The 12,382-nt window shown below is 70.9% G+C and carries 9 protein-coding genes and 1 tRNA gene; 4 read left to right on the top strand and 6 right to left on the bottom strand.

What is annotated here, in order from left to right; translation table 11 throughout:
• Window positions 1–104 precede the first annotated feature (104 nt).
• The 6 genes from pknB to ACWDNY_RS04830 all read right to left on the bottom strand — a co-directional run bounded on the left by pknB (window position 105) and on the right by ACWDNY_RS04830 (window position 8,318).
• Window positions 105–2,117: a Stk1 family PASTA domain-containing Ser/Thr kinase gene (pknB, locus tag ACWDNY_RS04805; protein WP_451644267.1), complete on the bottom strand. Its 2,013-nt coding sequence runs from the start codon at window positions 2,115–2,117 to the stop codon at window positions 105–107.
• 169 nt (window positions 2,118–2,286) lie between these two features.
• Complete coding sequence (locus ACWDNY_RS04810) at window positions 2,287–3,768, bottom strand: peptidoglycan D,D-transpeptidase FtsI family protein (protein ID WP_451644268.1); 1,482 nt, start codon at window positions 3,766–3,768, stop codon at window positions 2,287–2,289.
• On the bottom strand, window positions 3,765–5,201 hold the full coding sequence (locus ACWDNY_RS04815; protein ID WP_451644269.1) for an FtsW/RodA/SpoVE family cell cycle protein: 1,437 nt from the start codon (window positions 5,199–5,201) through the stop codon (window positions 3,765–3,767). Before ACWDNY_RS04815 ends, ACWDNY_RS04810 begins: the two co-directional genes overlap by 4 nt.
• A 27-nt stretch (window positions 5,202–5,228) precedes the next feature.
• Window positions 5,229–6,797, bottom strand: a complete 1,569-nt coding sequence (locus ACWDNY_RS04820) for a Stp1/IreP family PP2C-type Ser/Thr phosphatase (protein WP_451644270.1) — start codon at window positions 6,795–6,797, stop codon at window positions 5,229–5,231.
• A gap of 140 nt (window positions 6,798–6,937) precedes the next feature.
• Window positions 6,938–7,450, bottom strand: coding sequence for an FHA domain-containing protein FhaB/FipA (locus ACWDNY_RS04825; RefSeq protein WP_451644271.1), 513 nt, complete (start codon window positions 7,448–7,450; stop codon window positions 6,938–6,940).
• Window positions 7,451–7,460: 10 nt separating this feature from the next.
• Window positions 7,461–8,318, bottom strand: a complete 858-nt coding sequence (locus ACWDNY_RS04830) for an FhaA domain-containing protein (protein ID WP_451644272.1) — start codon at window positions 8,316–8,318, stop codon at window positions 7,461–7,463.
• A 737-nt stretch (window positions 8,319–9,055) separates the two neighbouring features.
• Between ACWDNY_RS04830 and ACWDNY_RS04835 the strand changes: the two genes are divergently transcribed.
• From ACWDNY_RS04835 to ACWDNY_RS04850, 4 genes are all read left to right on the top strand, one after another.
• Window positions 9,056–9,139, top strand: a tRNA-Leu gene (locus ACWDNY_RS04835).
• Between the two features lie 278 nt (window positions 9,140–9,417).
• Window positions 9,418–10,941 carry a DUF2252 domain-containing protein gene (locus tag ACWDNY_RS04840; RefSeq protein WP_451644273.1) on the top strand — a complete coding sequence of 508 codons (1,524 nt, stop codon included), beginning with the start codon at window positions 9,418–9,420 and terminating at the stop codon, window positions 10,939–10,941.
• A 137-nt stretch (window positions 10,942–11,078) separates the two neighbouring features.
• Window positions 11,079–11,927 carry a hypothetical protein gene (locus ACWDNY_RS04845; protein ID WP_451644274.1) on the top strand — a complete coding sequence of 283 codons (849 nt, stop codon included), beginning with the start codon at window positions 11,079–11,081 and terminating at the stop codon, window positions 11,925–11,927.
• Window positions 11,928–12,025: 98 nt separating this feature from the next.
• Window positions 12,026–12,355, top strand: coding sequence for a rhodanese-like domain-containing protein (locus tag ACWDNY_RS04850; protein ID WP_451644310.1), 330 nt, complete (start codon window positions 12,026–12,028; stop codon window positions 12,353–12,355).
• Window positions 12,356–12,382 lie beyond the last annotated feature (27 nt).

Below are 12,382 nucleotides of genomic sequence, written 5' to 3' on the forward strand. Positions count from 1 at the left end.
GACCGCCGCGGGTCCTCAACGCGGCAGCGACCGAACAGGACGTACGACGGGGCCCCGGCACCCTCCAGGAGGGTGCCGGGGCCCGCTGCCGAGGGACGTGGCCGTCAGCCGTTACCACCGCCGAAGAAGCCGCCGTTTCCGCCGCCTGCGCCGTTGTTGCCACCGCCGCCGATGGTCCTCAGGGTGATCGTCGTGCCACCGGGGTTGTCGACCTGCTGGCCCGGCTTCGGATCCTGGTCGACGACGAACGCGTTGTCGCTGCCGTCGCTGCCCGGGGCGATCTGGACGTTGGTGAAGCCGGCCGCGGCCAGCTCCTGCCGGGCCTGGGCCACGGTCTTCCCACGGGCCTCGGGCACCGGCGTCTTCTGCTGGACCTGCTTGCCGATCTGGATCTGCACCTTGGAGTTCTTGTCGACCTGCTGGCCGATGTTCGGGACGGTCTGGATGACCTTGCCCGCCTTGTTGGGGTCGTTGTTGTCGACCTCGACGCAGTCTCCGTTCAGGTTGCTGGCCTGCATCTGCTGCTTGGCGGCCTCACAGCTCTGGCCCGAGACGTCGGGGACCGTGGACCTCTCGACGGCCTTGGCCACGGTGAGGGTGATCGTCGACCCCTTCTGGACCTCTTCGCCCGTGACGGGGTCCTGCTCCAGGACGGTGCCCTCCTCCTCCGTGGACTCCCGCGTCTTGGTTTCGACCTTGAACTGGTACTTGTCGCCCTCGAGCTTCGACTGGGCCTCCTCGACGTCGAGGCCCAGCACACTGGGCACCGCCACCTTCGGCGCGCCCGTGGACAGCACGAGGTTGACGGTGGTGCCCTTGTCCACCTCGGTGTCGGGCTTCGGGTCCTGGGAGCAGACCTTCCCCTTGGGCTGGTTCTCGCAGGGCTTCTGCGTGAACGCCACCTTCAGGTCGACGTTCTCCGCCGCCCGCTGGGCGTCGCTCTGGGTCTGGTCGACGAAGTTGGGCACCGGTACCCTGCCGCCCGCCGAGTCGTCGCCGCTGAAGGCCCACTTGCCGATGAGGATGGCACCGATGAGGACCAGGACACCTGCGACGGCCAGCAGGATCGTCGAGGTGTTGTTCGACTTCTTCTGGCGCCGCCGGTCGGGGCGGTCGTCGTAGCCGTAGCCGCCGTCGTCCGGGTTCGTGGGCGGCAGCATCGTCGTGGCGCCCACGGGCCCGGAGTCCGACCGCAGCGCCGTCGTCGCCTGGTCGTCGCGGTAGCCGCCGTAGCCGCCGTAGCCCACCGCGCCCAGCGCGGCGGTGGCCGCGACCGGCTGGCCGTCGAGGCAGGCCTCGATGTCGGCGCGCATCTCGTCGGCGGACTGGTACCGGTAGTTCGGGTCCTTGACCAGCGCCTTCATCACGATCGCGTCCATCTCGGGCGTGATCTCGGGGTCGAAGACGCTCGGCGGCTGGGGCTCCTCACGGACGTGCTGGTAGGCGACCGCGACCGGGGAGTCGCCCACGAAGGGCGGGCGGACGGTCAGCAGCTCGTACAGCAGGCAGCCCGTCGAGTACAGGTCGGACCGCGCGTCGACCTGCTCGCCCTTGGCCTGCTCGGGGGAGAGGTACTGGGCGGTGCCGATGACCGCGGCCGTCTGCGTCATCGTCATGCCGGAGTCGCCCATGGCGCGGGCGATGCCGAAGTCCATCACCTTGACCTGGCCGTTGCGCGTCAGCATGACGTTGGCCGGCTTGATGTCGCGGTGCACGATGCCGTTGCGGTGGGCGTACTCCAGGCCCTGGAGGATGCCGATGGTCATCTCCATGGCACGCTCGGGCAGCAGCTTGCGGCCGCTGTGCAGCAGCTCACGGAGCGTGGAGCCGTCGACGTACTCCATCACGATGTACGGGATCGAGACCCCGTCGATGTAGTCCTCGCCCGTGTCGTAGACCGCGACGATCGCGGGATGGTTGAGCGAGGCGGCCGACTGGGCCTCCCGGCGGAACCGGGCCTGGAACGACGGGTCGCGGGCGAGGTCGGCCCGCAGCGTCTTCACCGCCACGGTGCGGCCCAGCCGGGTGTCGTGCGCGAGATACACCTCCGCCATGCCACCGCGGCCGAGTACCTGGCCCAGTTCGTACCGGCCGCCGAGGCGACGCGGCTCTTCCATAGCTACCTACCAGCCCTCTCCGTCGGTCCCGACCGGCACCTGTGTGCCGCCGGAGACTGCCGTCCGGGCATACCGTACCCGGCTCGCTTTCCGTGACCTGGCCAAGCCCGTCACCCGATACAGGACCGGTATCGCAACGTGCACCGATGTGAAGGGGACGTGACAGGAGTCACTTCTTGCTGTCGATGACCGCCTCCATCACGCTCTTCGCGATCGGCGCCGCGAGGCCGCCGCCGGAGATGTCGCCACGGTTGGCCTGGTCGTCCTCGACCACCACGGCCACGGCGACCGGCGCGCTGCCGTCGGCGGCCTTGGCGTAGGAGATGAACCAGGCGTAAGGCTTCTCACTGTTGTCGACACCGTGCTGGGCGGTACCGGTCTTGCCGCCCACGGTGGCGCCGCCGATCTGCGCGTTCTTGCCCGTGCCGTCCTTGACGACCGTCTCCATCATGGACTGCAGGATCTGGGCGTTCCTCGCCGACAGCGGCCGGCTCAGCTCCTGCGGCTCCGTCCTGCTGAGCGGGTCGACGTTCGGCGACTGCAGCATGTCGACCATGTACGGCTTCATCAGCTTGCCGTCGTTGGCGATGGCCGAGGCGACCATGGCCATCTGCAGCGGGGTGGCGGCGGTGTTGTACTGGCCGATCGAGGACAGCGCGGTCTGCGAGTCGTTCATGTCCTTGGAGAAGACCGAGGCGCTGGAGCGGACCGGCGTGAACTGCTCCGCGTCGAAGCCGAACTTCTTCGCCTCCTCCAGCATCTTGTCGTTGCCGAGGTCGGCGCCGATCTTGCCGAAGACGCTGTTGCAGGACACCCGCAGGGCCTCGCGCATGGTCGCGTTCTCGCAGGGGATGTTGCCCTCGTTCTTCAGCGGCGTCGTGGTGCCCGGCATGATCCACGGCAGCGGCGAGTCGGTCTTGTCGTCGGCCGACGAGTACAGGCCGTTCTCCAGCGCGGCGGCCGCGGTGACCACCTTGAAGGTGGAGCCGGGCGGGTAGGCCTCGCGCAGCGCACGGTTGAGCATCGGGTCGTTCGGATTCTGCTTCTTCTGCAGCTTCTGCCAGGCCTCGGCGTCCGAGTCGGACGCGCCGGCGAACGACGAGGGGTCGTACGACGGGTAGGAGGCCAGTGCCAGGATCTTGCCGGTGGAGGGTTCGAGGGCGACGACGGCGCCCTTGCCGCGCTCCTTCAGACCCTCGTACGCCGCCTTCTGCGCGGCCGCGTTGAGGGTCGTGACGACGTTGCCGCCCTGCTTCGGCTTGCCCGTGATCATGTCCAGCGTGTTGCGGAAGAAGAGCCGGTCGTCGTTGCCGGTGAGGATGCCGTCCTCGAGGGACTCCAGCTGGTTGGCGCCGAAGGCCTGCGAGGCGTACCCGGTGACGGGCGCCCACATGGGGCCGTTCTTGTACGTGCGCTTGTACTTCAGGTCGTTGAGCCCGTTGCTCTTCGTCTCCGTGGACCCGGTGATGGCCTTGCCGCCGACGATGATGTCGCCGCGCGGTGTGGCGTAGCGCGCGATGGTGACGCGGCGGTTCTTGTCGTCGTTCTTCAGGCTGTCGGCCTTGACGTACTGGAGCCAGTTGTCGCGGATGAGCAGCGTCAGCACCAGCAGGCCGCAGAAGATCGCGATCCGGCGCAGGGGCTTGTTCACGGGCGGACCACCTGGGTCATCTCGGCGTCGGGGTTGGAGGCGGGGGCGGGCGCCGGACGGCGGGCGGTGTCGCTGATCCGGATCAGGACGCCGACGAGGGCCCAGTTGGCGATGACGGAGGAACCGCCGTACGCCACGAAGGGCATGGTCATACCGGTCAGCGGGATGAGGCCCATCACACCGCCGGCGACGACGAACACCTGCAGCGCGAAGGCGCCGGACAGGCCGATGGCGAGGAGCTTGCCGAACGGGTCGCGGGCGGCGAGCGCGGTGCGCACGCCGCGCTCCACGATCAGGCCGTAGAGGAGCAGGACCGCCATGATGCCGGCCAGGCCCAGTTCCTCGCCGAAGGTGGCGAGGATGAAGTCGGAGTTGGCGGCGAACCGGATGAGGTCGGAGTGGCCCTGGCCGAGACCGCTGCCGAGGGTGCCGCCGGAGCCGAACGCCCACAGCGCCTGCATGGCCTGCTCGGAGTGGCCCGGCACACCCTGACGGGAGAGCATGTACTCCTTCATCGGGTCGAGCCAGGCCTGGACGCGCTGCTGGACGTGCGGTTCGAAGGAGGCCACGCCGACGGCGCCCGCCGCGGACATCAGCAGACCGAAGACGATCCAGCTGGTCCGCTCGGTGGCGACGTACAGCATGATGACGAACATTCCGAAGAACAGCAGCGACGTACCGAGGTCGGTCTCGAACACCAGGATGAGGATCGAGATGAACCAGACCACCAGGATGGGGCCGAGGTCGCGGCCGCGCGGCAGGTACAGGCCCATGAAGCGGCGGCTGGCGAGGGCCAGCGCGTCGCGCTTCACCACCAGGTAGCCGGCGAAGAAGACGGCCAGCACGATCTTGGCGAACTCACCGGGCTGGATGGTGAAGCTGCCGATGTGGATCCAGATCTTGGCGCCGTAGATGTTCGCGCCGAGCCCGGGGACGAGCGGCAGGAGCAGCAGCAGCAGCGCGCCCACCATGGAGATGTAGGTGTAGCGCTGCAGGACGCGGTGGTCCTTGAGGAACATCAGCACCACCACGAACAGCGCGATGCCCATCGCCGTGTACATCAGCTGCTTGGGGGCCTTGTCGCCGCCCTGACCGATGGCCTGCAGCAGCTTCGACTGGTCCAGCCGCCAGATCACGACCAGCCCGAGGCCGTTCAGCAGTGTGGCCAGCGGCAGCAGCAGCGGGTCCGCGTACGGGGCGAACTTCCGTACGACGAGGTGGGCGACACCGGCCAGCAGGCCGAGGCCCAGACCGTAGCTCAGCAGGCCGGCCGGCACCGAGCCGTTGAGGGCCAGGCCCACGTTGGCATAGGCGAAGACCGGGATGGCGACGGCGAAGACCAGCAGCGCGAGTTCGGTGTTGCGCCTGCTGGGCGCGCCGATGGCGCCGATCGTGGACGTGTGGTGCGTCGACGTGTTGGAAGTACTGCTCATCGTGTGACAGGGCCTCTCACGGCTTGCCTACTGCTTACCGCACAGCGAGACGACCTTCTGCTCTTCCTCCGAGAGAGTGGGGCCGGGGCTGGGAGTGGGCGCGGTCGCGGACGGGGACGTGGACGGGGACTCCGGTGACTTCGACGCCGACGGGTTCGGCGTGGGTGTCGCCTTGGACGTGAGGGAGACGCGGGTGGTTCCCGCGGTGCCGGCCACACCCCGGGCCGGCTTCGCGGCCACGCCCTGGGCCGTCTTGGCGTTCTCGCTCCCGACGGTGCGGACCTCCGACTCCTTCCGGCACGCCGAGGCCTGCACCGACAGCTCGTCGATCTTCTTCTGGGCGGCCGCCAGACCACCCGCCGCGATCGTCGACTTGATCTGCTTCTGCTGGTAGGGCGGCAGGTACTTGAGTTCGATCTCGGGGTGGTCCTTCTCGACCTTCGACAGCTTGACCCAGGCCAGGTCCTGGCTGATGCCCCGGTACAGCGCGACGTGCTCGTCGTTGGTGCCGACGTAGTACTGCGTCTGCGTCCAGCGGTAACCGCCGTACAGGCCGCCGCCGATGATGCCGAGGGCGAGCACGGTGTAGAAGGACCGCTTCAGCCACCTGCGGCTCTTGCCCGGCTTGACGAAGTCCTCGTCGCCGTAGCCGCCGAAGCCCGCCGCCGGGACGTAGCCCGTGGTGTCGCCGGAGCCGGGCGGGCCGAACTCGCCGCCCCCGCCGCCCTGTCCGGGCGCCTGCCGGCCGAGGCCGGCGGCGCGGCCGGCCGGGGTCTGCATGATGCCGTTGTCCTGCAGGTGGCTCTGGTTCTCGGCGACCGCGCCCACCACCACCGGGGTGTCGGACAGCTGGCCGGCGAGGGTGTCCCCGGTGTCGAGGTCGAGGACGTCGGCGACGATGACGGTGATGTTGTCCGGGCCGCCGCCGCGCAGCGCGAGCTGGATGAGCTCCTGCACGGTCTCCTCGGGGCCCTGGTAACTGGCGAGGGTCTCCTCCATCGTCTGGTGGGAGACGACACCGCTCAGGCCGTCGGAGCAGATCAGGTAGCGGTCGCCGGCGCGGACCTCGCGGATCGACAGGTCGGGCTCGACGTGGTCGCCGCTGCCGAGGGCCCGCATGAGGAGGGCGCGCTGCGGGTGGGTGGTGGCCTCCTCCTCGGTGATGCGGCCCTCGTCCACCAGGCGCTGCACCCAGGTGTGGTCCTGGGTGATCTGCGTCAGCACGCCGTCGCGCAGCAGGTAGGCGCGCGAGTCGCCGACGTGCACGAGGCCGAGCCGCTGCCCGGTCCACAGCAGGGCGGTGAGCGTGGTGCCCATGCCCTCGAGCTGGGGGTCCTCCTCGACCATCGAGCGCAGCTGGTCGTTGGCACGCCGCACGGCCGCGCCGAGCGAGGTGAGCACGTCGGAGCCCGGGATGTCGTCGTCCAGGGGCACGATGGTGGAGATCACCTCCGAGGAGGCCACCTCGCCGGCGGCCTGGCCGCCCATGCCGTCGGCGATCGCGAGCAGGCGCGGACCGGCGTAACCGGAGTCCTCGTTGCCCTCGCGGATCATGCCCTTGTGCGATCCGGCGGCGAAGCGCAGTGACAGACTCATGCGCACCTCGCCCGTCGGCTCGGGGTACAGCCGATCGTGTCGAGCCACACTGCCCACCCTCCGGTCGGGAGCGCGCCGGGGCCCGGGGTGCCGGCTGCCACTGCGTGCTCGCTCCGCTCGCGCTCACTCATGATGTAGCACTACTTCCGCAGCTCGATGACGGTCTTGCCGATGCGGATCGGCGCGCCCAGCGGGATCGGTGTGGGAGTCGTCAGCCGGGACCGGTCCAGGTACGTGCCGTTGGTGGATCCGAGGTCCTCGACGATCCACTGGCCGTCGCGGTCCGGGTAGATCCTGGCATGGCGGCTGGAGGCGTAGTCGTCGTCCAGCACGATCGTCGAGTCGTGCGCACGGCCCAGGCTGATGGTCTGGCCCTGCAGCGCGACGGTGGTGCCGGTGAGGGTGCCCTCGGTCACCACGAGCTTGGTGGGGGCGTTGCGGCGCTGACGGCCGCCGCCCTGCTGACCGCGCTGCTGCGGAGGCGCGGCCTGACGTGCGGCCTGCTGCGGCCGTCCGGCCTCCCGGCGGGCCCCCCGCTGGGTGACACGCGTACCGAACAGGTCGCTCCGGATGACCTGCACGGCCACGATCACGAACAGCCACAGTACGGCCAGGAAACCCAGCCGCATGACCGTGAGGGTCAGCTCTGACATTGCCCCCGCTTCACCCTTCGGCTTGCCTATAGATAACGGTGGTGCTGCCCACGACGATCCGCGAGCCGTCGCGGAGCGTAGCGCGGGTGGTGTGCTGCCCGTCCACCACGATGCCGTTGGTGGACCCGAGATCCTGGATCGTCGAGGGCGTTCCGGTCCGGATCTCACAGTGCCGGCGGGAGACGCCGGGATCGTCGATCCGCACGTCGGCGTCGGTGCTGCGGCCCAGCACCAGCGTAGGACGGGAGATCTGGTGGCGGGTGCCGTTGATCTCGATCCAGTGGCGGGTCCGCCCGCCGGCCACCGGGGCGGCCGCGGGCCGCTGCGCGGCGGGCTGCGGGTAGCCGTAGCCGCCGGGGCGCGAGCCGGGCGGTGGCGCGGACGGCATGGGCGGCGCTCCGGGGGCCCCGGCGGCCGGCGGGTAGCCGTAGCCGCCCGGGGCGCCGTGGCCCGGCCGCCCGGGCGGGGCGGAGGAGGGGGCCTGCTGGCTGGAGGAGGAGGCGAGCGTACGGCTGCGCACCCGGTACAGCCCGGTGTCGAGGTCGTCCGCCTTCTCCAGGTGGACCTTGATCGATCCCATGAAGGTGTAGCGCTGCTGCTTGGCGTAGTCGCGCACCATGCCGGCGAGCTCGTCGCCGAGCTGGCCGGAGTAGGGGCTCAGGCGCTCGTAGTCCGGCGCGCTGAGCTCCACCACGAAGTCGTTGGGGACGACCGTGCGGTCGCGGTTCCAGATCGTCGCGTTGTTGTCGCATTCGCGCTGCAGCGCTCCCGCGATCTCCACGGGCTGGACCTCGGACTTGAAGACCTTGGCGAAGGTGCCGTTGACCAGACCTTCGAGACGCTGCTCGAACTTCTTCAGGACTCCCATGGGGCACCTCCTCCGTCGTTTCCGTCGTGCCGGGCCCTGCCGGTGTTGCGGATCCTGCCGTTGTGCTGCTGCGTACTGCTTACCTGGTACTGCTTACTGATCGTATCCACGCGCCGGTCAATCGGCTGGTTCCCCCTGTCGGCCCCGCCGACAGGTGTCGACGGCTTTCCAGGCGGTGCGCGGTGCCGCGTCCCGAGGCGTCCGCGGAGCTGCCTCCGAGGTTCCCCGCGAAGCCCCTCTCCCAACCCCTCGGGAAGCAGTCCTACGCGTACTTCTGCCCAGGATCGTAGAGGCGGCCGCAGACCAGTGTCCCGCACCCGGCTGTGCGCCCCGTCCGCTCCCGGGGCGGGAGGCGGGACCGGTACGAGGTTGATACGTGAACCGGCACTCCTTGATACGAGGCGGGAGGCCCGGAAGTTCCTGCCCGACGGGGTTCGGGAGGCGGGGCCCGACGGGCGCGGGGTGGTGACTTCGGGGCGTGCGGCGTGTGACCTTCCGCGCGGGGCCGGCGGGGGCGGACGGAGCCGGATCGCGGCCCGGAGCGGCGCCGGTGTGCGGGCCAGGACCGTGCTGCTGTGCAGGTCAGGTCGGTGCCGACGGGCGGGCCGGCCCTCCCCGGGCCTCGGGCCGCACCCGGGGAAGGGATGTGAATCCACCCTCCGGGACGTGCTAATGTTCTGCATGTCGGAAGGCGCCGCCCCGGGAAAACGGGGCCGGAATCGGAAGACACACCCAATGCGCGGGTGGCGGAATAGGCAGACGCGCTGGATTCAGGTTCCAGTGCCCGCAAGGGCGTGGGGGTTCAACTCCCCCCTCGCGCACAGCTGGAAGCCCCGTAGGTCTCGGACCTACGGGGCTTTCGTTTGTCCGTGTGACACTGACCTCAGGTGACGCTCATCACAGGTGTGGCCCGGGGGTGGCGCGGTGGGGAAGGGGCCGGCCGGCTCGGGGGACGGCCCGCGGCCGGCGGTGCCGGTCGGCGCGGCGGGCGTCGGCCGTGTGCCCTGCGCGGGGTTGTCCACAGGGCCCTGACGTCCGCGAGCCGTCGGCGGTACGGTCGCCTCGCGTCGATGTTCGTGCGTGCACGGGGGAGGCGGTCGTGGTGACCGAGGTCGCGGTGGAGGCGGTGCCGGTTGTGGTGCCGGAGCAGGTCGGGAAGGCGGGCGCGGAGGCGGCCGCGCGGTCCGGGTCGGGCGCGGAGCCGGGCTCGGGCAGGTGGGAAAGCACACAGACGGACCGGTGCCGGTTGCCCCGGGTGCGGGGCTTCGCCGAGTGGCCCGCCGAAGGGACGCCCAAGGAAGAGGGGAAGGCGCTGCGGCGCCGGGTGCCGCGCCGGGCGCACGCCGAGTTCGGCCCCGACGCCTCGCGCCCGGACGCGGTCACGGCGGTCGAGGAGTCCAACGCGGGCCGCCTACCCGATCTGACGCCGATCCGGGTGGGGCGCATGGCCGCGACACCCTTCGCCTTCCTGCGGGGTTCGGCGGGCCTGATGGCCCACGATCTGGCCCGCACGCCCATCACCCGGATCAGTGCCCAGATATGCGGCGACGCCCACGCGGCCAACTTCGGTCTGTACGGCGACGCCCGCGGCGGCCTGGTCATCGACCTCAACGACTTCGACGAGACGGTGCCCGGTCCGTGGGAGTGGGACCTCAAGCGGCTCGCCGCCTCGCTCGTGCTCGCCGGCCGGGAGGCCGGCTGCGACGAGGACGGCTGTCGGGAGGCGGCCCGCGACGCGGTGGGTGCCTACCGGCGCACCATGCGGCTGCTGGCGAAGCTGCCGGTCCTGGACGCGTGGAACGCCATCGCGGACGAGGAACTCGTCTCCCACACCGACGCCCACGACCTGCTCGGCACACTGGAGCGGGTCTCGCAGAAGGCGCGGGCCAACACCAGCGGACGCTTCGCCGCCAAGTCGACGGAGGCCACCGAGGACGGCGGGCGCCGCTTCGTCGACGCCCCGCCGGTGCTGCGACGGGTACCGGACGCGGAGGCCGCGGCGGTGGCGGCGTCACTGGAGCACTACCTGAACACGCTGTCCGAGGACCGTCTGCCGCTGTTGGCCCGTCACGCGGTGCACGACGTCGCGTTCCGGGTCGTCGGCACCGGCAGCGTGGGCACGCGGTCCTACGTGGTGCTGCTGCTGGACCACCGCGGCGAACCGCTGGTGCTGCAGGTGAAGGAGGCACGGCCCTCGGCGCTGGTGCCGCATCTGATGGCCGCCGGGCTGGAGGTGCCCGAGGTCGCGCACGAGGGCCGGCGCGTGGTCCTCGGGCAGCAGCGCATGCAGGTGGTGAGCGACATCCTGCTGGGGTGGACGACGGTCGACGGACGGCCCTACCAGGTACGGCAGTTCCGCAACCGCAAGGGCAGCGTCGACCCGGCCGCGCTCGCCGCCGACCAGATGGACGACTACGGACGGATGACGGGCGCCCTCCTGGCCCGTGCCCACTCCCACAGCGCGGACCCCCGGGTGATCGCCGGCTACTGCGGCAAGAACGAGGAACTGGACGAGGCCGTCGCCGCGTTCGCCGTGGCCTACGCCGACCGCACGGAGGCCGACCACGCCGCGCTGGTGACGGCGGTACGCACGGGCCGCATCGCGGCGGAGAGGGGCGTGTGAGGAGGCCTGTGGGTGCCTGAGGAAGGGCTGAGGGCGCGGATCCGAGGGCGCCGGGACCGAGGGGGCGCTCCGGTGTCGGCGGCGCCTCGGTCGCGGTGGGAGCGGGGAGCACCGGCTCAGTGGCCTAGGCTGGTCGGGTGACGACCCCGGAAGCTGAGCAGGATGGCGTCGCCGGTGCCGCTCGGGCGACGTCCGAGGACGGTGCGGCGCGGCCCGAGGAGCGGCTCGAACGGGCCGTACGGGCCGCCGAGCAGGCGCTCATCGAGTACGAGATCGCGGTGGAGACCTTCCGTGTGGAGGTCGAGAACTTCTCCCGGCTGCACCAGCAGAAGCTGGGCCCCCTCTACGCCCGGCTCGAGGAGCTGGACGCGCAGATAGCCGAGGTACGGGCCGCCCGCACCGGTGACCCGGAGGACCTGCGCAGAGCGGAGGAGGCCCGGGCACGGCTGATGCCGATCCCCGCCGTCGAGGAACTGCTCCACGGCTGGATGGACGGGGACGGACTGTTCCCGGAGGCCGCCGCGATGCTCACGGAGCAGCCCGTGCGACCCCCGCAGCGGGTTCGTCCGAGCGAGGAGGCGCGCAGGCTCTACCGGGACCTGGTCCGCAAGGCCCACCCCGACCTGGTGCAGGAGGAGGACGAGCGCAAGCGGCGTGAGGATTTCGTCACCCGGGTCAATGCCGCGTACGCCCGTGGGGACGCGGGGGAGCTGCGCGAGCTGGCCGGGGAGTGGGCGGCCGGGCCGAAGCCGGCGGAGCAGCGTCCGAGCCGCAGCGAGGAGCTCTACGCCCGCCTCGAGTGGCTCTCCGAGCGCAAGGAACTGCTCACCATGGTGGCGCGGGAGCTGGAGGAGAGCGCCATCGCGTCGATGCTCCGGATGGCCCCCGACGACCCCGACCGCCTCCTCGACGAGATCGGCGAGCAGTTGCGCGACGACGTGGCCCGGCGGGAGGCCGAGCTGGCGGCGCTGCTGGCGCAGGGCTGACACGGCCGGCCCCGCGTCCCCGGCCGCGGCGTCGCCCGGAGCGAGGCCGACGGGCGGCCGGGTCGGGTAGCGTCGGACGCATGCATTTTGGAGCTGGTGTGCCCACGGTCCAGGTCACGGACCTCAAGGACGGCGACTTCCTGCTGGACGTCCGTGAGGACGACGAGTGGCAGGCGGGTCACGCCGAAGGGGCGCTGCACATCCCCATCAGTGAGTTCGTCGCCCGGTACGGAGAGCTGACCGAGGCCGCGCCGCGGGACGGGCGGGTCCATGTGATCTGCCGCTCCGGCGGGCGCTCCGCCCAGGTCGCGATGTACCTGGCCCAGCAGGGCGTCGACGCGGTGAACGTCGACGGCGGCATGCAGGTCTGGGCCGCCTCGGGCCGCCCCGTCGTGACCGATGAGGGCAAGCCGGGCCACGTCCTCTGACGATGTGAGGAAGGTCGCTTCCCGCTC

Source organism: Streptomyces sp. NPDC003697 (genome assembly GCF_053587115.1).